Below are 20,282 nucleotides of genomic sequence, written 5' to 3'. Positions count from 1 at the left end.
CGCGCAGCCCCGGTGCCCTCAGTAGAGGGTCGCGTCCTGGCGCGCGTCGAGGGCCGCGTCATAGGCCGCGGCCTCGTCGTCGGAGGCGAACCCGCCGGCCTCACGCGTCATCGCCCCCGCCGTCGGCAGGGTCTTCGGGTCCACCTGTGACGCGCTGTCCCACAGGCGGCTTCGCTTGATCGCCCGCGCGCACTGGAAGTAGACGCGCTCGACGGTCACGACGAGCACCGAGGCCGGCAGCACGCCCTTGACCTCGTGGCAGGCCAGCTCGTCCGGGTCCGTCGAGACGACCGCGGTGCCGCGCACACGGAGCTCCTCGCCGAGGCCCGGCACGAGGAAGATCAGGCCCACCCGCGGGTCGGCGACGACGTTGCGCAGGGTGTCGAGGCGGTTGTTGCCGCGGCGGTCGGGGATGACGAGCGTGCGCTCGTCGCGCACGACGACGAAGCCGGGACGGTCGCCACGCGGCGACTGGTCGAGGCCGCCGTCACCGACGGTGGCGACGACGACGAAGGGCGCCGCCTCGATGATCCGCGCCTGGCTCGGCGTGATGGTCGCCGACTCCTTGGCGAGGCTGTTGGCCGCCGGCGCCGTGGGGTAGACCTCGAGCAGCCGCTCGAGGGTCGTGACCGTGTGTTCGTCGTGCGTTGCGCGCTCCTCTACCTCCACCCGACCACGGTATGCCGTCCGTCCCAGCACGCGCAGGCGCTCACCTCCCCGGAGCACGGCCCCACGACTAGTACGCTGACCGGGATCGCTGGCTGGCTGGACAAAGGATTTCTCGGGTCGTGTACGTCAAGAGCCTCACCCTGAAGGGCTTCAAGTCCTTCGCCTCGGCGACCCACCTGCGTCTCGAGCCCGGCATCACCTGCATCGTCGGCCCCAACGGCTCCGGCAAGAGCAACGTCGTCGACGCGCTCGCCTGGGTCATGGGAGAGCAGGGCGCCAAGTCGCTGCGCGGCGGCAAGATGGAGGACGTCATCTTCGCCGGCACGTCGGGGCGGGCGCCGCTCGGTCGCGCCGAGGTGGCCCTGACCATCGACAACACCGACGGCGCGCTCCCGATCGACTACACCGAGGTGACGATCGCCCGCACGATGTTCCGCAACGGTGGCTCGGAGTACGCCATCAACGGCACCCCGTGCCGCCTGCTCGACGTGCAGGAGCTGCTCTCCGACAGCGGCATCGGCCGCGAGATGCACGTCATCGTCGGCCAGGGCCAGCTGGACACCGTGCTGCGCGCGACCCCCGAGGAGCGCCGCGGGTTCATCGAGGAGGCCGCGGGCGTCCTCAAGCACCGCAAGCGCAAGGAGCGCGCGCTCCGCAAGCTCGACACGATGGAGGCCAACCTCACCCGGGTCCAGGACCTCACCGGTGAGATCCGTCGACAGCTCGGTCCGCTCGGGCGCCAGGCCGAGACCGCCCGCAGGGCGGCCGTCATCCAGACCGACGCCCGCGACGCGCGCCTGCGCCTCGTCGCCGACGACCTCGTCCAGCTGACGTCGACCCTCGAGCAGGAGGTCGCCGACGAGTCCGCCCTGATCGAGCGCCGCTCCGAGGTCGAGGCGTCCATCGGCGACCTCGGCCACCGCCTCTCCACCCTCGAGGAGGCCGCCGAGGCCGCTCGTCCGGCCCTGACCCGGGCCCAGGACGAGTACGTCTCGCTCGGCCGGCTCGTCGAGCGGATGGCCTCGACCCGGTCCCTCGCCGCCGAGCGCGTGCGGCTGCTGAGCGAGGACGACGAGCCCGAGGCCCCCGGCCAGAGCCGCGACCCCGAGCAGCTGCGCGCCCAGGCCGCCGACGTCCGCGAGCAGGAGGCGTTCCTCCTCGAGGAGATCGCCGAGGCCAAGGCCGCCCTCGAGAACGCCGTCCTGACCCGCACCGAGGCCGAGCGCGGTCATGCCGAGGAGACCACCCGCCTGCAGCGCGAGGCCCGGGCCGCGGCGGACCGTCGCGAGGGCCTGGCCAAGCTCGGCGGCCAGGTCGGCGCCAAGGCCTCGCGCATCGAGGCCCGCGAGGCCGAGGTCGGACGCCTGCGCGGCACCATCGAGGCCGCCCAGGCCCGCGCCGCCGAGGCCGAGCACGAGTTCTCCCGTCTCGAGTCCAGCGTCGCCCAGGACGAGGAGGGCGAGGAGGGGCTCGACACGGCCTACGAGGAGGCTGCCGCGCGCCTCGACGCCGCCGAGGCCGAGCTCGCCCGCTGGAAGGAGGCCGAGGCGACCGCCGAGAGCGCCCGCACCACGGCCGCCGCCCGGGTCGAGGCCCTCGGTCTCAGCCTGAGCCGCAAGGACGGCGCGGCTGCCCTGCTCGCCGCCGCCGACGAGGGCCACCGCATCCTCGGCTCCGTCGCGTCGCTCGTCACCGTCGAGCCCGGGCTCGAGAACGCCGTGGCCGCCGCCCTCGGGACGGCTGCCGAGGCCTTGGCCGTCGGTTCGCTCGATGCCGCTGCGGCGGCCCTGGACGCGCTGCGTGACGGCGACAACGGCCGCGCCAGCCTTCTCGTCGCGGAGTCCGCGACCCGCGTCGACCCCTCGTCATGGCCGGCTCTGACAGGCGACGCCCGCTGGGTCCGCGACGTCGTCGAGTGCCCCGACTCCGTGCGCCCGGCCGTGGAGCAGGTGCTCGAGCGCGTCGCCCTCGTGCCCGACGGCGCGGCCGCCCGCACGCTCGTTCGCAGCCACCCCGGAGTCACGGCCGTGACCCGCGGCGGCGACGTCTACGCCCCCGGTGCGGTCCGCGGTGGCAGCACGACGGCGCCCAGCCTGCTCGAGCTGCAGGCCGCGTTCGACGACGCCCAGGACGCGATGGCGCGGGCCACCCGCGAGGGCGAGGAGGCCCGCTTCCGCGTCTCGGGCGCCGACGCGACGCGCGCCGAGCTCGCCGACGCCGTCGAGGCCGCGCTCGAGCGCCTCAACGAGAGCGACGCCAGGATGGCGGCGATCGCCGAGAAGCTCGGCTCGCTCGGTCAGACCCTGCGGGCCGCGCGCTCCGAGGTGGAGCGCACCGAGAAGGCGATCGCGGACGCGACCGCGGCCCTCGAGGCCGACCAGACCGAGCACGCCGCCCTCCTCGAGCGGCTCGAGGCGGCGAGCGGTGAGGGTGACTTCGCCGACGAGCCGTCGACCGAGGAGCGCGACCGCCTCGAGGCAGTGGCCCGCGAGGCCCGTGCCGCCGAGACCGAGCTGCGTCTGGCGCTGCGCACCCGCGAGGAGCGTGCGCGCGCCCTCAAGGACCGCGCCGACGCGCTCGAGCGCGGCGCCCGCCACGAGGAGGAAGCCCGTCAGCGCCTCGCCGAGAAGCGGGCCCGACGCCAGCGCGAGGCCGCCGTGGCCGGGGCCGTCCGCACGGCCGCGGCCTGGGCGCACGAGCTGCTCGCCGAGTCGGCCGAGCAGGCGGGTCGCGCCCGCGCCGCTGGGGAGGCCGAGCGCACCGAGCGGGACGCCGAGCTCGCCGTCGTGCGCCGTGACATCGCGACCCTGCAGGCCGAGCTGCGCGAGCTCACCGACACGGTCCACCGCGACGAGGTCGCCCGCACCCAGCAGCGGCTGCGCATCGAGCAGCTCGAGACGAAGGCCGTCGAGGAGCTCGGCATCTCGCCGTCCGACCTCGTGGAGGAGTACGGCCCGCACCAGCTCGTCCCGGCCGTGCCCGACCCCGACGCCGATCCGGACGCGCCCCAGCCCGATCCGGTCCCGTTCGTCCGCGAGGCGCAGGAGAAGCGGCTGCGCCAGGCCGAGCGCAAGCTGAACGCCCTGGGTCGCATCAACCCGCTCGCGCTCGAGGAGTTCACGGCGCTCGAGGAGCGGCACAAGTTCCTCACCGAGCAGCTCGAGGACCTCAAGAACTCCAAGCGTGACCTGCTCGACATCGTCAAGGAGGTCGACGAGCGCGTCGAGCGCGTCTTCGCCGAGGCCTTCGAGGACACCGCGGTCCAGTTCGAGCGCGTCTTCCAGCGACTCTTCCCGGGTGGCGAAGGGCGTCTCGTCCTCACCGACCCGTCCAACATGCTGACGACGGGTCTCGAGGTCGAGGCTCGCCCGCCCGGTAAGAAGATCAAGCGGCTCTCGCTGCTCTCCGGTGGTGAGCGCTCGCTCGTGGCCGTGGCGCTGCTCGTCGCCATCTTCAAGGCCCGGCCCTCGCCCTTCTACATCATGGACGAGGTCGAGGCCGCCCTCGACGACGCCAACCTCGGCCGCCTCATCACCCTTTTCGAGGAGCTGCGCGACAGCTCGCAGCTCATCGTCATCACCCACCAGAAGAAGACGATGGAGATCGCCGACGCCCTCTACGGCGTCAGCATGCGCGGCGACGGCGTGACGACCGTCGTGTCGCAGCGACTGCGCGACGTCGCCGACCGAACCGCCTGACCCGACGGCATACGCCCCCCAGCCCGCCGGCAAGGGCGCAGCGCTCCCGCCCTTCCATGTCCGCGTGCCTCCATGTTTCGCGCGCTCGTGACCTGAGCGCGCGAAACGCGCCCCAGGCGGGTGATCCTTCCCGCGCCTGTGGGCCGGATCGCGCGCTCCACGCACGAGCGCGCGAAACCTCGGAAGAGGCAGGGCTGTCGTGTTGCGGAATCGTCACTCTGTGCTATTTGCGTCACAGGGGTCACATGCGTCACTCTTGTCACATGGTTTACCTGGTCATCTCGATGCTCGTCGTCACCGTGCTTGCTGTGGCGGTCGTCGGCGTCGTCGCGGTGCCTGCGCACCGCGGCGGCCGGGACCTGCTCACCGCCAAGGGGGAAGGGGTCGCACGCTCGGCACGTCGCCGTGCAGGCACCCTCGGTCGTCCGCGCGCCCGCACGCACTAGTCGCGCCCGACCGCCTGCCCACCCTCCTCGGCCACCGGCCACTGCCGGTGGCCGAGCCGCGTCCCGGGGTGCCCGGGGCCGTGATCGAGGTCGTGATCGCGGCGTCCGGGACCTCCACGCCAGCGTGGTTGGATGGCTGACGTGGACACTGTCTGGACATACGTCATCATCGGCGTCGCCATCCTCGTCGGCGCGGTCGCCTACGGCGTCAGCCTCGTGCGCGGCCGCGGCCGCACCGTCGAGCGCGAGGCCCCGCCGACCCGTCCGGTGCTGCCCGGCGAGGACCTCGACCGCCGGCCGCCCGCCGACTCGACCGACACCGTCGCTCCGCCCGCAGGCCCGCCCGCGACCACGACGCTCGAGCCGGAGGCTCCCACGGCGCCGACGCCGGCCCCCGAGCCGACCCTCGAGCGACCGGAGTCCGCACGGGGTCGCCTGCAGCGCCTGCGGGCCCGTCTGGCCAGGTCCAACTCCTCCATCGGCCAGGGACTGCTCGCGCTGCTCTCCCGTGGCAAGCTCGACGAGGAGGCCTGGGAAGAGGTCGAGGACACCCTCATCTCCTCCGACCTCGGCGTCGAGGCCACGACCGAGCTCGTCGACTCGCTGCGCACCCGCGTCAAGATCGACGGCACCACCGACGAGGCCACGGTGCGGGGCTGGCTCCGCGACGACCTGCTCGCCCTCGTCCAGCCCGACATGGACCGCCGCATCGCGAGCAGCCGCATCGGCGAGCGCCCCGCCGTCATCCTCGTCGTGGGCGTCAACGGCACCGGCAAGACGACGACGGTCGGCAAGCTGGCGCGCGTCCTCGTCGCCGAGGACCGTGAGGTCCTGCTCGGTGCGGCCGACACCTTCCGTGCCGCAGCCGCCGACCAGCTCGAGACGTGGGGGGCCCGCGTCGGGGTCGCCACCGTGCGGTCCGACAAGGACGGCGCCGACCCTGCGGCCGTCGCCTTCGACGCCGTCAAAGCCGGTATCGAGGAGGAGGTCGACGTCGTCATCATCGACACCGCCGGCCGCCTCCACAACAAGGTCGGCCTCATGGACGAGCTCGGCAAGGTCAAGCGCGTCATCGAGAAGCAGAGCCCCATCGACGAGGTGCTCCTCGTCCTCGACGCGACGACCGGGCAGAACGGTCTCCAGCAGGCCAAGGTCTTCTCCGAGGCGGTCGACGTCACGGGCATCGTCCTGACCAAGCTCGACGGCACCGCCAAGGGCGGCATCGTCGTCGCGGTCCAGCGCCAGCTCGGTGTGCCGGTCAAGCTCGTCGGCCTCGGCGAGGGCCCCGACGACCTCGCCCCCTTCGACCCCGAGGCCTTCGTCGACGCCATCGTCATGTGACGACGCGCGCTCCCGGCCCACGACGCCGAGCACGTGTGCCGGACGGCATACGTGCTCGGCGTCCGGTGGACGAACGGGGGAGTCCACGATCTGGACGCCCACGGTGCGGGAAACCATCCGCTAACAACCCCCACCGGTTGTTGACACGGCTGTAACAAACGACGCGGTCACCCGAAATTCGGCCCGTCCATCGTTCTCGCCATGAGCGCACTTACCTTCGTGACGGCAGACGCGCCGTTCACCGACAGCGGGAACACCGCGTGGGTCCTGGCAGCGGCCGCACTGGTCCTGTTCATGACCCCCGGTCTCGCCCTCTTCTACGGCGGCATGGTTCGCACCAAGAGCGTCCTCAACATGATGATGATGTCGTTCATCACGATGGGCACGGTCGGCACGGTGTGGATCCTCTGGGGCTACAGCCAGACGTTCGGCCCCGACATCGGGGGTGGCCTCATGGGCAACCCCTTCACGCACTTCGGCCTGAGTGGCGTCATCGACCAGATCTACGGCTACGTCCCGGCTGACGCCGCGGCGGGCACGGCAGCGGCCGGCGGCATCCCCGCGACCGCCTTCGTCGCCTTCCAGGTCGTCTTCGCGATCATCGCCGTGGCCCTCGTCTCGGGTGCCATCGCCGACCGTGCGAAGTTCAGCACGTGGACGATCTTCACGGTCGTCTGGGCCACCCTCGTCTACTTCCCCGCGGCCCACTGGGTGTTCGCCTTCAGCGGCTACGCGGCCGAGACGGGCGGCTGGATCGCCAACAAGGCCGACGGCCTCTTCCTCGGCGGCGCCGGTGCCTACGACTTCGCCGGCGGCACGGCCATCCACATCAACGCCGGTGCGGCGGGCCTCGCCCTCGCGCTCGTCCTCGGCAAGCGCATCGGTTTCAAGCGTGACCCGATGCGTCCCCACAACCTGACGCTCGTCATGATCGGCGCGGGCATCCTCTGGTTCGGCTGGTTCGGCTTCAACGCCGGCTCGGCGCTCGGCGCCGGTGTCCAGGCTGCCGGCGTCTGGGTCAACACCCTCGCCGCGACCGCGACCGCCATGCTCGGTTGGCTCCTCACGGAGAAGCTCCGCGACGGTCACGCGACCTCGCTCGGCGCGGCCTCCGGTGTCGTCGCCGGCCTCGTCGCCATCACCCCGGCCTGCGCCACGGTCTCGCCCATCGGTGCCCTCATCGTGGGTCTCGTCGCCGGTGTCGGCTGTGCGCTCGCGGTCGGCCTGAAGTTCAAGCTCGGCTTCGACGACAGCCTCGACGTCGTCGGCGTCCACCTCGTCGGTGGTCTCATCGGCACCCTGCTCATCGGCTTCCTCGCCACCAAGGGCAGCCCCACCGGTGCTGCCGGGCTCGACGTCAACGAGGGACTCTTCTACGGCGGTGGCGGCTCGCAGCTCGTCGCCCAGCTCGAGGGTGCGCTGGCCGTCCTGGTGTTCTCCTTCGTGGTCACCTACCTCATCGGTCTCGCCCTCCACAAGACGATCGGCTTCCGGGTGACGCCGGAGGAGGAGACCAGCGGTATCGACCTCGCCCAGCACGCCGAGACCGGGTACGACTTCGGTTCCTTCGGTGGATCCCGGACCGGTGTCGTCGCCGGCCACACCGCCACCGCACCCGCCCCGTCCGCCGAGAAGGCGCCCAAGGAAGAGGCCTCCGCATGAAGCTCATCACCGCCATCATCAAGCCCCACCAGCTCGACGAGGTGAAGGAGGCCCTGGAGGCCTTCGGGGTGGCCGGCATGACCATCAGCGAGGCCAGCGGCTACGGCCGCCAGCGCGGCCACAGCGAGGTCTACCGCGGCGCCGAGTACACCGTCGACTTCGTGCCGAAGGTGCGCCTCGAGGTCCTCGTCGACGACGTCGACTCCGCGGACGTCCTCGAGGTCATCCTCAAGGCGGCCCAGACCGGTCGCATCGGTGACGGCAAGATCTGGTCCGTCCCGGTCGAGGAGGTCGTGCGGGTCCGCACCGGCGAGCGGGGCGTCGACGCTCTCTGAGCGTCGACGGTCCACCCGCAGCACCGAAGAAACACCACACGCGACTCAAGGGGACGGCGAGACCTGACATGACGGATGTGACCTCACGACGTCTGGACCTCGCCGGCACCCGAACCTTCGCGACGCCCGGCGCGGGCCAGACCCGCCGCCGGGCGCTCGCGGAGTTCGGGTTCGGGTGGCTCCAGGAGCTCTGGCGCGAGGCGTGCGCGGGGCGTCGGCACGAAGGTGTCGCCCTCGCAGCGGTCGGCTCGCTCGCCCGCGGCGACGGCGGACCGCTCAGCGACTACGACCTGGTCCTCGTCCACCACCCACGAGGCTTGTCGGGCAAGGAGGTCGGCGCCTTCGCCGACAAGCTCTGGTACCCGATCTGGGACGCCGGGGTGCGGCTCGACCACAGTGTCCGCACCGTGGCCGACTGCCGGGCCGTCGCGTCCGACGACCTCTCCGCGGCGGTCGGGCTGCTCGACCTCACCCACGTGGCCGGGGACGCCGACGTCGTCAACGCGGCCCGGTCCACGGTGGCGCACGACTGGCGGGCCAACGCCCGCACCCGGCTCGGTGAGATGCAGGAGTCGGTGATCCAGCGCCACGCCCGCCAGGGCGACCTCGCCCACCTCATCGAGCCGGACCTCAAGGAGGCCCACGGCGGCCTCCGCGACATGTCGGTGCTGCGGGCCCTCACGGCCGCCTGGCTTACCGATCGGCCGCACGGCGAGGTCGACGAGGCCTACGAGCGCATCCTCGACGTGCGTGACGCCATCCACGTCGTCACGGGGCGCGGGAGGGACCGGCTGACCCGCGACGACCAGGACGCGTGCGCCGCGCTGCTCGGCTACACCGACGCCGACGACCTCCTCACCGACCTCTCGACGTCGGCACGCACCATCGCGTATGCCGTCGACGGCACCCTGCGCCGCGCCATGCAGTCCCAGCGCGCCCGCACCCTGCGGGTCGGCCCCCGCCGTCCGCAGCTGGCACCCCTCGGCTACGGCCTCTACCGGCACGACGGCGAGGCCGTCCTCGGGCCGTCCGCCGACCTGTCGTCCGACCCGATCACCCCGCTGCGCGCCGCCGTCGTGGCTGCACGCGGCGGCATACCCCTCTCGCCGACGACGCTGAAGAACCTCGCCGCCACCGCTCCGGTCCTGCCGGAGCCCTGGCCCGAGGTCGCCCGCAACCTCTTCGCCGACCTGCTCGCGGCGGGCCCCGGGCTCGTCACCGTGTGGGAGGGCCTCGACCTCGCGGGCGTCGTCGAGCGGTGGATCCCGGAGTGGAAGGCCGTGCGCAGCCGCCCGCAGCGCAACGCCGTGCACCGGCACACGGTCGACCGCCACCTCATCGAGACCGTCGTGGCGGCGAGCGGCATGGTCCGCGACGTCGCCCGGCCCGACCTGCTCATGCTCGCCGCGGTGCTCCACGACATCGGCAAGGTGCCGGGGTCGCAGGACCACAGCGTCACCGGCGCCGAGCTCGCCGACACGGTGCTGCAGCGGATGGGCGTCACCGACGCCGATCGCCGGACCATCGTGCGGCTCGTGCGCGAGCACCTCACCCTCGTCGACCTCGCCACCCGCCGCGACCCCGAGGACCCGGCCACCATCGCCGCCCTCTCGGAGGCCGTCGACGGGTCGGCCATGACCCTCGACCTCCTGCGCGCCCTCACCGAGGCGGACGCGTCGGCCGCCGGCCCCAAGGCCTGGAGCGACTGGCGCGCCGGTCTCGTCCAGCGCCTCTACCAGGCCTGCCGCACCGCCCTGACCACCCAGACCCAAGGAGAGGGGCCTCTCGTCGTGGAACCGATCGAGACCCTGCCGCTCGGGGGCGACGCGCTCGACCGCATCGCGTCCGGAGAGCCCTACGTCACCGTGTCATCCCTCGGTGGCGCCCACCGCATCGACATCATCGACCGCGACCGTGCCGGCCTCTTCGCCGACACGGCCGGGCTGCTCGCCGCGCACGGCTTCGTCGTGCGCTCGGCCATCGTCCGCACCATCGACGGCCTCGCCGTCAACGAGTGGTGGGTCGACTCACCGGGCAGCGAGACCCCGCTGCCCGAGGTCATCTCGCGCGACCTCGTCCGCGTCGCGAAGGGGGACCGATCACCGCTCGGCAAGCTCCAGCGGCGCAAGTCGAGCGGGGTGCGCAGCCCCGGCTCGGGCTCCGTCGACTCGACGCGCGCCATGGTCATCAGCAGCGCGTCCGACAGCGCGACCGTGGTCGAGGTCCGCGCGACCGACCGTCCCGGACTGCTCCAGGACATCGGGATCACGCTTGCCCGGGCGTCGCTGTCGGTGCGCTCCGCACACATCGCGACGTATGCCGGCCAGACGCTCGACACGTTCTACGTGACCGAGTTCGGCGGGGGCCAGCTCGCGCCCGCCCGGGCCGCCCAGGCCGTCGCGATGATCATCGACACCTGCGACGCCGACTGACCCCTCGGGTCAACCAACCGGAACGACGGCGTCTCCGGCGGCCGACCGAGCGTGGCCGCGGGCGAGCGTCCTGTTGGTTGACCCGTCAGTCGAGCAGGCCGGCGTCGTGGAGGTGGACGAGGACGAGCCGGTCGACAGCCGACACCCGGTCGCCGTCGCCGGCCGTCAGCCAGGCGATCTCGTCGATCTCCCGAGACGGCACGAGCGCGCCGGTGTGCGTCGCCGTGTAGCAGGTGAGGCGCACGACGAGCCCGTCCGTGCGGGCGTCGGCGAGCGCCTCGAACGTGCCGACGTGGGCCGCGGTCGCCGGGTCGACGGACACCGCGAGCTCCTCGTCGAGCTCGCGGACCAGCGTCTCGAGGTCGCTCTCGCCCGGTTCTCGCTTGCCACCCGGCAAGTAGAAGCGGTCCCGGCCGGCGTTGCGGGCCGTGAGGAGCCGGCGCTCCTCGAGGTGGATCCATGCGATCTTGTCGATGAACGGCGGGGTCGTGGACGGCAGGGCACTGGGGTCACTCACCTGCGCGACCCTACGCGGCGGCCTACGCCGTCGCCCCCAGGGAGGCCACCGAGTCGGAAGTGGTCGGCGGAGCGGATAACCTTGCCGGGTGTTTGCATCCCTGTCTGACCGCCTGACCGCGACGTTCAAGAACCTCCGCGGCAAGGGCCGACTCACGGAGTCCGACGTCAACGCGACGATCCGCGACATCCGCCTCGCCCTGCTCGACGCCGACGTCGCCCTGCCCGTCGTCAAGCGGTTCACCGGGTCGGTGCGCGAGCGCGCCCTCGGTGCCGAGGTCAGCCAGGCGCTCAACCCGGCCCAGCAGGTCGTCAAGATCGTGCAGGAGGAGCTCGTCGCCATCCTCGGTGGGCAGACGCGCACGATCCGCTTCGCCAAGCAGCCGCCGACGGTCATCATGCTCGCCGGCCTCCAGGGCTCGGGCAAGACGACCTTCGCCGGCAAGCTTGGCAAGTGGCTCAAGGACCAGGGCCACACGCCCCTCCTCGTCGCCGCCGACCTCCAGCGCCCCAACGCCGTGACCCAGCTCGAGGTCGTCGGCGAGCGCGCCGGTGTCCCCGTCTTCGCGCCCGAGCGCGGCAACATGGGCGGACACGACGCCGTCCTCGACTCCGGCGAGGGCACCCAGTCGTTCGGCGACCCGGTCACCGTGTCGCGGATGGGCATCGAGCAGGCCCGCGCCAAGCAGTACGACGTCGTCATCGTCGACACCGCCGGCCGTCTCGCGGTCGACGCCAACCTCATGCAGCAGGCGTCCGACATCCGCGCGGCGATCTCGCCCGACGAGGTCCTCTTCGTCATCGACGCGATGATCGGCCAGGCCGCCGTCGAGACGGCCCAGGCCTTCCACGAGGGCGTCGCCTTCACCGGTGTCGTCCTGTCCAAGCTCGACGGCGACGCCCGTGGTGGCGCCGCCCTGTCGGTCGCCGAGATCACCGGCGAGCCGATCATGTTCGCCTCGACCGGTGAGAAGGTCACCGACGTCGAGGTCTTCCACCCCGACCGCATGGCGAGCCGCATCCTCGACATGGGTGACGTGCTGACGCTCATCGAGCAGGCCGAGCGCGCGTTCGACAAGCGCGAGGCCGACGAGATGGCCCGCAAGTTCCTCGCCGAGGAGGACTTCACCTTCGAGGACTTCCTCTCGCAGATGAACGCCATCAAGAAGATGGGCTCGCTCAAGTCGATGCTCAAGATGATGCCGGGCATGCAGGGGATGCGTGACCAGCTCGACGCCTTCGACGACCGCGAGTTCGACCGCGTCGAGGCGATGGTCCGCTCGATGACGCCCTTCGAGCGCACCCACCCCAAGCAGATCAACGGGTCGCGCCGCGCCCGCATCGCCAAGGGCTCCGGCGTCACCGTCACCGAGGTCAACCAGCTCCTCGAGCGCTTCGGCCAGGCTCAGAAGATGATGAAGTCGATGGCCCGCGGCGGCGGGGGCGGCCTGCCGGGCATGCCCGGCATCCCCGGCACGGGCAAGCGCGGCAAGCAGCAGCAGCCGCAGCGCAAGAAGAGCAAGAGCGGCAACCCCGCCAAGCGCGCCGCCGAGGAGCGGGCCGCCGCGGAGAAGGCCGCCTCCGGGCGCGCCGCGTCGGCGGCCGGCGCCTTCGGAGCCCCCGCCGCCAACGGTGCGGACGGCGCCGACGAGGACCCGCTGGCCGGCTTCGACCCGTCGAACCTGCCCAAGGGCTTCGAGAAGTTCCTCGGCGGTCGCTGACCGGTCACGAACGGCCCGACGAGGCCGCGGGTGACCGCGGGCGTCGGCCGGCTGGCCGACCCCGCAAGATTCTGGACTGGCCGAGGCCGACGGTGCCCGCGCGGCGTCGGAGGCGCGTCCTGACGAGTCGTCACGACGACCCCATGGCCGAGCTCGTGACGCAGCGTGACTTCCACCCGGCCTCGATGGTGGCCGCGGCCGTGCAGCTCGCCGTGTCGCTCGTCGTCGTCGCCTCGATCGCCTGAGCGGTCCCCGGCCGGAGCGCGACCCGACGCCCGTGACGGTGCCAGCCGGGCGGCATACGCTCGATGCGTGGTCACCACCGACGGACGCTCGCGGGTGCGGCTGCCCGACGGGCGGCGTCTCGACGTGTGGCTCGGAGGTGACCCGCAGGGCACCCCGCTCGTCTTCTTCCACGGTACCCCGGGCGGCCGGCTGCAGGCCGCGCTCGGCGACGGCGCGGCCTCCCGCGCCGGCGTCCGGCTGGTGGCGTTCTCCCGTCCGGGCTACGGCGGTTCCACGGATGGACCCACGTCACTGACCTCCGTCGGGACGGACGCCGGCTCGGTCGCGGACGCGCTCGGGATCGACGCCTTCGCCGTGCTCGGCGTCTCCGGGGGAGGGCCGTATGCCGTCGCGGCCGCAGCCGTCCTGCCCGAGCGCGTTCGCGTGGTCGGCATCGTCGCCGGGGTCGGGCCGCTGCTCGAGCTCGACCCGTCCGCGGCGGCCGACCCCGCGGTCCGCGCGGCGCTCGCCGGGCATCTCGACGAGGCGGTGGCGCTCCAGGACGGCGCGATGACCGACGGCGGGCGGGGGAGCGGACCGGGTGCTCGGGCGAAGGTCCGGGTGGGCGGCTTCGTCTCGCCCGAGATCCTCGAGCCGTGGACCGGCAGCGGTCGCCCCGGCGTGCCGTCCTACCGCGGGGTGTCGCGGGACGCGCTCGCCTTCACGGCCGGCTGGGACGTCGACCTCGGAGACGTCCGCGCCCCGGTCCACCTCTGGTACGGCGACCGTGACCGGACGGTCGGGCTCGAGCACGGGCAGTGGCTGCACGCCCACCTGCCGACGTCGCGGCTCGTCGTCCGGGAGGGCGCCGGACACCTCGCGACGCTCCTGGCGCACTGGGCGGACGTCCTCACGGATCTGGCGCGCGACGGAGGTTAGGGTCGGTGCCATGAGTGCACCGGTGCTCCACGTCCGCGGTCGGGTGCTCGTCGGTCCCGACGACGTCGTCGACGAGCTGTGGGTCATCGGAGGGCGTGTCTCGTTCACGCCGCCGAGCGACGGAAGCGACGTGCAGACGCTCGAGGGCTGGGTGCTGCCGGGTCTCGTCGACGCCCACTGCCACGTCGGTCTGGGACCGCACGGTGGCGTGCCGCGCGAGGAGGCCGAGCAGCAGGCGATCACCGACCGTGACCGCGGCACGCTGCTCATCCGCGACGCGGGGCAGCCCGGCGACACGCACTGGGTCGACGAGCGCGACGACCTGCCCAAGATCATCCGCGCCGGCCGCCACATCGCCCGGACCCGGCGCTACATCCGCAACTACGCCCACGAGGTCGAGGAGGACGAGCTCGTCCGGCACGTCCGGCTCGAGGCGCACCGTGGCGACGGGTGGGTCAAGCTCGTCGGCGACTGGATCGACCGCGACGTCGGCGACCTCGCGCCGAGCTGGTCGCGGCAGGCCGTCGCCGACGCCATCGCGGCTGCGCACGAGGAGGGGGTCCGGGTCACGGCGCACTGCTTCGGCGAGGAGTCCCTGCGCGACCTCGCCGCCGCCGGCATCGACTGCATCGAGCACGCGACCGGCCTGCGCGAGGACTCCATCGACACCTTCGCCGCCCAGGGCATCGCCATCGTGCCGACCCTCGTCAACATCGCGCAGTTCCCCGACCTCGCCGAGCCGGCGAAGGAGAAGTTCCCCGACTACCACCGCCACATGCTCGACCTGCACGAGCGGCGCTACGCCACGGTCGGCGCGGCGCACGAGGCCGGCGTGCCGATCTACGTCGGCACCGACGCCGGCGGCAGCCTCCCGCACGGTCTCGTCGCGCAGGAGATGGTCGAGCTGACCAAGGCCGGCCTGACGAACGCCGAGGTCGTCGCGGCCGCGACGTGGGGCGCGCGCGAGTGGCTCGGACGCCCCGGCATCGTCGAGGGAGAGGACGCCGACCTCGTCGTCTACGCCGCCGACCCGATCGCCGACGTCACCGTCGTCGGCGACCCGCGAGGTGTCGTGCTGCGAGGTCGCGTTGTCGCCTGAGCACCTGCCCGGGCCCGCCGCCGACGAGGCGCCGCTCACCGCCGTGGGCGAGCGGGTCGAGGTGCGTCCCCCGTCGACGGCCGACATCGAGTCGTATGCCGCAGCCGTGACCCTCTCGGAGCGGCGCCTCGCGGACTTCGCCATGCCCAACCCGCACAACCTGCCGGTCGTCCTCGACAACCAGTCGCCGACCTACCGCACCTTCATGGTGCACGCGCTCGACCCGGAGGGCTCGCACGGCCTCGTCGGGCGCATCAACGTCGCGAACGTCGTCGAGGGAGCCTTCCGCAGCGCGACCGTCGGCTACGACTCCTACGACCCGTATGCCGGCCGCGGACTCTTCGTCGAAGGGCTGCGCCTCACGCTCGACCTCGTCTTCGCCGACCAGCCGCACGGGATGGGCCTGCACCGCGTCGAGGCGAACATCCAGCCGGCCAACCACCGCTCCGCCGGGCTCGTGCGCTCGCTCGGCTTCGTCCACGAGGGCTTCTCGCGCGACTTCCTGCACCTGCCCGGCATCGACGGCCGCCGGGACTGGCGCGACCACGACCGTTTCACCCTCCTGTCCACCGACTGGCCGGCCGTGCCCTACCGGTCGCACGGCCACCGCCGCATCGCCTGCGTCGTGAACGGTTCGGGGTCCACGGGCTTCGGCGCCTACGGCGGCACGAGCCTGGCCTCGGCCCTGGCAGCCGAGCTCGGCATCCCGCTCTACACCGCGTCCATCGTCGAGAGCCCGGCCACGCTCTTCGAGCTGCTCCGCGTCTCACCCGTCGGCGGTGTCGTCGAGTGCCGGCTCGACGGGCCGGAGCTGCGGATGGGCCTGGCCCGCGCGGGCTTCGAGCCCTCCGGGGTGCCTGTCCTCGAGGGCGCCACCGACGTGTCCCGGCGTGAGGTCGTGCGCCACGCCCTCGCGGTCCGCGCCGCCCACGCCTGAGGGCGCGGACGGCATACGCCATCGGGGTGGACGGGTCGCGCGCTGCTCTCTGCGGGGTGCGTGTCCGGAGCACCCCTTCGGGTCTGGCAGAATGGAGGGCTGTACCCGTCCGGCCCCTTCCGGCTGGACCGGACGCCTACACACCGAGCGTCGGCACCCCGGCTGAACCCAGCCGGTCTCGCCGCGCTCACTACTGGTTGAGGAGACCGCCACCATGGCAGTCAAGATCCGTCTGAAGCGCATGGGCAAGATCCGTGCACCGTTCTACCGCGTCGTCGTCATGGACTCGCGCACCAAGCGCGACGGCCGTGCCATCGAGGAGATCGGCAAGTACCACCCCACCGAGCAGCCGTCGCTCATCGACATCGACATCGAGCGCGCGCACTACTGGCTCGGCCAGGGCGCGCAGCCGACCGAGGCCGTCGCGGCGCTCATCAAGATCGTCGACGAGGGCAAGCTCCAGACCAAGGAGCCGAAGACCCCGAAGAAGGACCTCTACGAGGCTGCGATCGCCGCTGCCGGCGGCAAGACCGACGCCGGCACCGACGGCCCGACGCCGCGCAAGAAGGCCGCCAAGAAGGCCGAGCCCAAGGCTGAGGCCAAGGCCGACGAGGCCAAGGCCGACGAGCCCAAGGCCGACGAGGCGACCGAGGCTCCGGCCGAGGCTGCCGGCGACGACGCCGCGAAGGCCGAGGCCTGAGCATGCTCGAGGAGGCGCTCGAGCACCTCGTCAAGGGCATCGTCGACCACGACGAGGACGTCGTCGTGGTCCGCAAGGAGCTGCGCCGCGGTGAGCTGCTCGAGGTCCGGGTCCACCCCGACGACCTCGGCCGCGTCATCGGCCGCTCCGGCCGCACGGCGAGCGCGCTGCGCACCGTCGTCGGCGCCCTCGCGGGCAACAACAACGTGCGCGTCGACATCGTCGACACCGACCGCGTGCGCTGAGCGCCGACTCCGACAGAGTCACCGAGAGGGGCGTCCCGGACCACCGGGGCGCCCCTCTCGCGTCCCCGCGCCCGACCTTCGCGCACCGGTCTCCGACCGCCCCCAAACCTGAGAGGATTCGGCCCATGAACGTCGTCCTCGCCCGCATCGGCAAGCCCCACGGTCTGCGTGGAGAGGTGACCGTCCAGCTGCACACGGACGACCCCGAGACCCGCTTCGCGGTCGGCACCGTCATCGAGACCGAGGCCGAACCGGGGTCCGGAGTGCCCACCACGCTGACCATCGCGTCGACGCGCGTGCACCGCGGCATCTGGCTCATCACCTTCGAGGAGATCCCCGACCGTGTCGGCGCCGAGAGCCTGCGCGGGACCCGCCTCGTCCTGCCGGAGTCCAACCCTCAGGTCGAGGACGACGCCTTCTACGAGGAGGACCTCGTCGGGCTCGAGGCCCGCGACCCGAGCGGCGAGAAGGTCGGCACCGTGAGCGGCCTCGAGATCGGTCCCGCCCAGGATCGGCTCGTCCTCACCCTGACCGACGGCGTCACGGCCTACGTCCCGTTCGTCAAGCGCATCGTGCCCGTCGTCGCCGAGGACCACGTCGTCGTCGACCCGCCGCCCGGCCTCTTCGACCTCTATCGCGAGGGCACCGAGTGACCGTGCTCGACCCGCGTCCGCCCAGGCGTCCGGCCATGCGCGTCGACGTCGTCTCGATCTTCCCCGACTACCTCGCCCCGCTCGACCTGTCGCTCATCGGCAAGGCGCGCGAGGACGGCCTCCTCGACGTCCGCGTCCACGACCTGCGCGACTTCACGCACGACCGGCACCGCACCGTCGACGACACCCCGTACGGCGGGGGAGCCGGCATGGTCATGAAGGCCCAGCCGTGGTCCGAGGCGCTCGACCACGTTCTCGCACAGGACAACCCGTCGCAGGCGAAGCCCCGGCTGATCGTCCCCGGGCCCGGCGGCCAGCCGTTCACGCAGGCGCTCGCGCGCGAGCTCGCCGACGAGCCGTGGCTCGCGTTCGCGTGCGGACGCTACGAGGGTATCGACGAGCGCGTCTACGACCACGCCCGCGAGGACCTCGGGCTCGAGGTGTCGGTCGTGAGCCTGGGGGACTACGTCCTCAACGGCGGCGAGGTGGCCGTCCTCGCCATGGTCGAGGCCGTCGGCCGGCTCGTGCCCGGCGTCATCGGCAACGCCGAGTCGCTCGTCGAGGAGTCGCACGAGGACGGCCTGCTCGAGTACCCCATCTACACCAAGCCCGCCTCGTGGAGCGGCCGCGACGTCCCGCCGGTCCTCCTCTCGGGCAACCACGGCGCCATCGCGGCCTGGCGGCACGAGCAGCGGCTCGCACGCACCGCGGAGCGGCGGCCCGACCTGCTCCACGCCTCGCACGCCGCCCCCGACGGCGGTGACGTCGTCATCAGTGCTGCGGCGCCGGGCGACGTGCCCGAGCTCGCCGTGCTCATGCGCGCGTGCTGGGTCCAGGAGGCCGTCGCCAACGACACGCTCGACATCCCGGCCCTGCACGAGAGCCTCGACGACGTCCGGGCGAGCCTCGACACGACGCAGACGTGGGTGGCACGCAGCGGCGGCCGCCTCGTCGGAGCCGTCCGCACGAGCGCGGGCGCGTCCGACGACGACTGGTTCGTCGGGCGCCTCTGCGTCGCCCCGGACCTCCAGGGTCGTGGGCTCGGCCGACGCCTCCTCGAGCACGCCGAGTCGACGGCGCCGGACGGCATACGCACGTTGACGCTGCACACGGGCGCGCGGAGCACCGACAACCTGCGGATGTACAAGAAGGCCGGCTACCGCCTCGTCGACGCGGTCGCGCCGATCCCGGGCGCGGTCACCCTCGTCAAGCGCCGCCGTCGCTGACGGTGGGGGCGTGCCTCAGGACTGGGCCTGCCTCAGGACGGGGGGCCTGCCTCAGGAGACGAGGGCCATGCCGAGGTCGGCGGGCAGCAGGAGGCGCCGGCGGATCAGCGCCGCCTGCACGCCGGCCGTGATCGACTGCGTTGCCATGATGGCGAAGAGGACGAGCACCTGTGCCGTGGCCGCCTGCACGGCGCTGCCGCCACCGAGCATGACGCCGATGAAGGCGCCGGGCAGCGTGACGATGCCGGAGGTGCGCACCTGGTCCAGGCTCGGCAGGATGCCCTCGGGCACCCGTCGGGCGATGATCTCGTCGATGGCCTGGCTCGACGTGAGTCCCAGGGACAACGACGCCTCGTACTGCCCGTGCTCCTCGCGCAGCGCCGCGAAGGTGCGCCTCCCGACGAGCGTGTGCACCGTCATCGTGTTGCCGATGACGATGCCGGCGACCGGGATCACGGCGATCCCCGTCAGCGGGACCGCGCCGGTGGCGAGCACGATGGCGACGACGGGGACGACGCCACAGGCCATCGCGGCCGCGGCCCACGGCCACGTGCGTGGCGCACCGACCCGTTTGGACGTCGTCGCCACCGCCGTCGCGAACATGGCGCCCACGGCGAGGAACGACAGCCCCAGCGACCCGACCACCGCCGTGATGACGAGCGCCACGAGGGAGAGCTGGACGACAGCCCGGGCTCCGGCGATCGCCGACTGGCGTCCCAGACCCACGCCGCTCAGCCGGTTGGCGAGCAGCGTCACGACGAGCAGGACGGCGAGACAGAGGTACACGGGCCAGCCGGGGGAGACGTCCACGGGCCCACGCTAGGGCACCGAGGGCCGGCGTCCACCGCCGCCGATTTCTGGTATGCCGTGTGCTCTGGCAGACTTGCTCCTTGTGTCCGGCACACGACGGCCCCTGCCACAGGGGGAGTCGGGTCACCACCAGCTCGACCAGATCCACCGGTGACTCGACGCGGCCCGACGGACGCGACCCACACCTTTGTGACGAGGTGGCCTGTGGCACCCAGGAAAGCGAAGCATCATGCACACGTTTGACGACATCAACGCGGCATCGCTGCGCTCGGACGTTCCCGACTTCCGCGCCGGCGACACCCTCAAGGTCCACGTCAAGGTCATCGAGGGCACGCGCTCGCGTGTCCAGGTGTTCCAGGGCATCGTCATCCGTCGCCACGGCGGCGGCATCGGCGAGACCTTCACGGTCCGCAAGATCTCCTTCGGTGTCGGCGTCGAGCGCACCTTCCCGGTGCACACCCCGGTCATCGACAAGATCGAGGTCATGACCCGCGGTGACGTCCGTCGCGCGAAGCTGTACTACCTGCGCGGTCTGCGCGGCAAGGCTGCCAAGATCCGCGAGAAGCGCGACAGCATCCCGGCCAAGGCCGGCGCCAAGAGCTGACGACCTGCTGACGCAGACGTCCGT

The 20,282-nt window shown here is 72.5% G+C and carries 18 protein-coding genes; 15 read left to right on the top strand and 3 right to left on the bottom strand.

Annotated features, from left to right (window positions below; translation table 11 throughout):
- Positions 1-18 precede the first annotated feature (18 nt).
- Positions 19-669, bottom strand: a complete 651-nt coding sequence (locus tag AB4Z14_RS08665; RefSeq protein WP_442274852.1) for an MSMEG_1061 family FMN-dependent PPOX-type flavoprotein — start codon at positions 667-669, stop codon at positions 19-21.
- A gap of 119 nt (positions 670-788) precedes the next feature.
- On the opposite strand from AB4Z14_RS08665, the gene smc reads away from it, so the two are divergent.
- The 6 genes from smc (at position 789) to AB4Z14_RS08635 (ending at position 10,583) form a co-directional block, all read left to right on the top strand.
- The gene (gene smc / locus AB4Z14_RS08660) at positions 789-4,367 is read left to right on the top strand and encodes a chromosome segregation protein SMC (protein WP_442274851.1); all 3,579 of its coding nucleotides are present in this window, start codon (positions 789-791) and stop codon (positions 4,365-4,367) included.
- Between the two features lie 263 nt (positions 4,368-4,630).
- Positions 4,631-4,813: a hypothetical protein gene (locus AB4Z14_RS08655; RefSeq protein WP_020142778.1), complete on the top strand. Its 183-nt coding sequence runs from the start codon at positions 4,631-4,633 to the stop codon at positions 4,811-4,813.
- Between the two features lie 132 nt (positions 4,814-4,945).
- Positions 4,946-6,154 (top strand): signal recognition particle-docking protein FtsY, encoded by a 1,209-nt coding sequence (gene ftsY, locus AB4Z14_RS08650; protein ID WP_442274850.1) that lies wholly within the window; start codon positions 4,946-4,948, stop codon positions 6,152-6,154.
- A gap of 201 nt (positions 6,155-6,355) precedes the next feature.
- A complete protein-coding gene (locus AB4Z14_RS08645; RefSeq protein WP_056824579.1) occupies positions 6,356-7,816 on the top strand; it encodes an ammonium transporter in 1,461 nt (486 codons plus the stop codon).
- On the top strand, positions 7,813-8,151 hold the full coding sequence (locus AB4Z14_RS08640; protein WP_020142775.1) for a P-II family nitrogen regulator: 339 nt from the start codon (positions 7,813-7,815) through the stop codon (positions 8,149-8,151). Before AB4Z14_RS08645 ends, AB4Z14_RS08640 begins: the two co-directional genes overlap by 4 nt.
- Before the next feature lie 68 nt (positions 8,152-8,219).
- Positions 8,220-10,583 carry a [protein-PII] uridylyltransferase gene (locus AB4Z14_RS08635; protein ID WP_442274849.1) on the top strand — a complete coding sequence of 788 codons (2,364 nt, stop codon included), beginning with the start codon at positions 8,220-8,222 and terminating at the stop codon, positions 10,581-10,583.
- A gap of 85 nt (positions 10,584-10,668) precedes the next feature.
- On the opposite strand, the gene AB4Z14_RS08630 is transcribed toward AB4Z14_RS08635, so the two are convergent.
- Entirely contained in the window at positions 10,669-11,100 is a 432-nt protein-coding gene (locus AB4Z14_RS08630) for an NUDIX hydrolase (RefSeq protein ID WP_442274848.1), read from the bottom strand.
- 88 nt (positions 11,101-11,188) lie between these two features.
- On the opposite strand from AB4Z14_RS08630, the gene ffh reads away from it, so the two are divergent.
- The 8 genes from ffh (at position 11,189) to trmD (ending at position 18,844) form a co-directional block, all read left to right on the top strand.
- Positions 11,189-12,820 (top strand): signal recognition particle protein, encoded by a 1,632-nt coding sequence (ffh, locus tag AB4Z14_RS08625; protein WP_442274847.1) that lies wholly within the window; start codon positions 11,189-11,191, stop codon positions 12,818-12,820.
- A 312-nt stretch (positions 12,821-13,132) separates the two neighbouring features.
- A complete protein-coding gene (locus AB4Z14_RS08620) occupies positions 13,133-13,984 on the top strand; it encodes an alpha/beta fold hydrolase (protein ID WP_442274846.1) in 852 nt (283 codons plus the stop codon).
- Between the two features lie 10 nt (positions 13,985-13,994).
- Positions 13,995-15,083, top strand: a complete 1,089-nt coding sequence (locus AB4Z14_RS08615) for an amidohydrolase family protein (RefSeq protein ID WP_442274845.1) — start codon at positions 13,995-13,997, stop codon at positions 15,081-15,083.
- Positions 15,073-16,020: a GNAT family N-acetyltransferase gene (locus AB4Z14_RS08610; RefSeq protein ID WP_442274844.1), complete on the top strand. Its 948-nt coding sequence runs from the start codon at positions 15,073-15,075 to the stop codon at positions 16,018-16,020. Before AB4Z14_RS08615 ends, AB4Z14_RS08610 begins: the two co-directional genes overlap by 11 nt.
- A 214-nt stretch (positions 16,021-16,234) precedes the next feature.
- Positions 16,235-16,720 (top strand): 30S ribosomal protein S16, encoded by a 486-nt coding sequence (rpsP, locus tag AB4Z14_RS08605; RefSeq protein WP_442274843.1) that lies wholly within the window; start codon positions 16,235-16,237, stop codon positions 16,718-16,720.
- A gap of 2 nt (positions 16,721-16,722) precedes the next feature.
- On the top strand, positions 16,723-16,965 hold the full coding sequence (locus AB4Z14_RS08600) for an RNA-binding protein (RefSeq protein WP_020142764.1): 243 nt from the start codon (positions 16,723-16,725) through the stop codon (positions 16,963-16,965).
- Positions 16,966-17,090: 125 nt separating this feature from the next.
- The gene (gene rimM / locus AB4Z14_RS08595; protein ID WP_056770063.1) at positions 17,091-17,618 is read left to right on the top strand and encodes a ribosome maturation factor RimM; all 528 of its coding nucleotides are present in this window, start codon (positions 17,091-17,093) and stop codon (positions 17,616-17,618) included.
- 35 nt (positions 17,619-17,653) lie between these two features.
- On the top strand, positions 17,654-18,844 hold the full coding sequence (trmD, locus tag AB4Z14_RS08590) for a tRNA (guanosine(37)-N1)-methyltransferase TrmD (protein ID WP_442274842.1): 1,191 nt from the start codon (positions 17,654-17,656) through the stop codon (positions 18,842-18,844).
- A gap of 51 nt (positions 18,845-18,895) precedes the next feature.
- On the opposite strand, the gene AB4Z14_RS08585 is transcribed toward trmD, so the two are convergent.
- Positions 18,896-19,654: an ABC transporter permease gene (locus tag AB4Z14_RS08585; protein WP_442274841.1), complete on the bottom strand. Its 759-nt coding sequence runs from the start codon at positions 19,652-19,654 to the stop codon at positions 18,896-18,898.
- A gap of 229 nt (positions 19,655-19,883) precedes the next feature.
- On the opposite strand from AB4Z14_RS08585, the gene rplS reads away from it, so the two are divergent.
- Positions 19,884-20,258: a 50S ribosomal protein L19 gene (rplS, locus tag AB4Z14_RS08580; protein WP_442274840.1), complete on the top strand. Its 375-nt coding sequence runs from the start codon at positions 19,884-19,886 to the stop codon at positions 20,256-20,258.
- Positions 20,259-20,282: the final 24 nt, after the last annotated feature.

Source organism: Terrabacter sp. 2TAF16 (genome assembly GCF_052115065.1).
In the GTDB taxonomy this organism is placed as follows: Bacteria; Actinomycetota; Actinomycetes; order Actinomycetales; family Dermatophilaceae; genus Terrabacter.
This window is presented reverse-complemented; position numbering and strand designations above follow the sequence as displayed.

Excerpts from the sequence above, each read along its gene's own strand:
- AB4Z14_RS08655 (WP_020142778.1), top strand. The coding sequence starts at position 4,631 with ATGGTTTACCTGGTCATCTCGATGCTCGTCGTCACCGTGCTTGCTGTG.
- ftsY (WP_442274850.1), top strand. The coding sequence starts at position 4,946 with ATGGCTGACGTGGACACTGTCTGGACATACGTCATCATCGGCGTCGCC.
- AB4Z14_RS08645 (WP_056824579.1), top strand. The coding sequence starts at position 6,356 with ATGAGCGCACTTACCTTCGTGACGGCAGACGCGCCGTTCACCGACAGC.
- AB4Z14_RS08640 (WP_020142775.1), top strand. The coding sequence starts at position 7,813 with ATGAAGCTCATCACCGCCATCATCAAGCCCCACCAGCTCGACGAGGTG.
- AB4Z14_RS08635 (WP_442274849.1), top strand. The coding sequence starts at position 8,220 with ATGACGGATGTGACCTCACGACGTCTGGACCTCGCCGGCACCCGAACC.
- AB4Z14_RS08615 (WP_442274845.1), top strand. The coding sequence starts at position 13,995 with ATGAGTGCACCGGTGCTCCACGTCCGCGGTCGGGTGCTCGTCGGTCCC.
- rpsP (WP_442274843.1), top strand. The coding sequence starts at position 16,235 with ATGGCAGTCAAGATCCGTCTGAAGCGCATGGGCAAGATCCGTGCACCG.
- AB4Z14_RS08600 (WP_020142764.1), top strand. The coding sequence starts at position 16,723 with ATGCTCGAGGAGGCGCTCGAGCACCTCGTCAAGGGCATCGTCGACCAC.
- rimM (WP_056770063.1), top strand. The coding sequence starts at position 17,091 with ATGAACGTCGTCCTCGCCCGCATCGGCAAGCCCCACGGTCTGCGTGGA.
- trmD (WP_442274842.1), top strand. The coding sequence starts at position 17,654 with ATGCGCGTCGACGTCGTCTCGATCTTCCCCGACTACCTCGCCCCGCTC.
- rplS (WP_442274840.1), top strand. The coding sequence starts at position 19,884 with ATGCACACGTTTGACGACATCAACGCGGCATCGCTGCGCTCGGACGTT.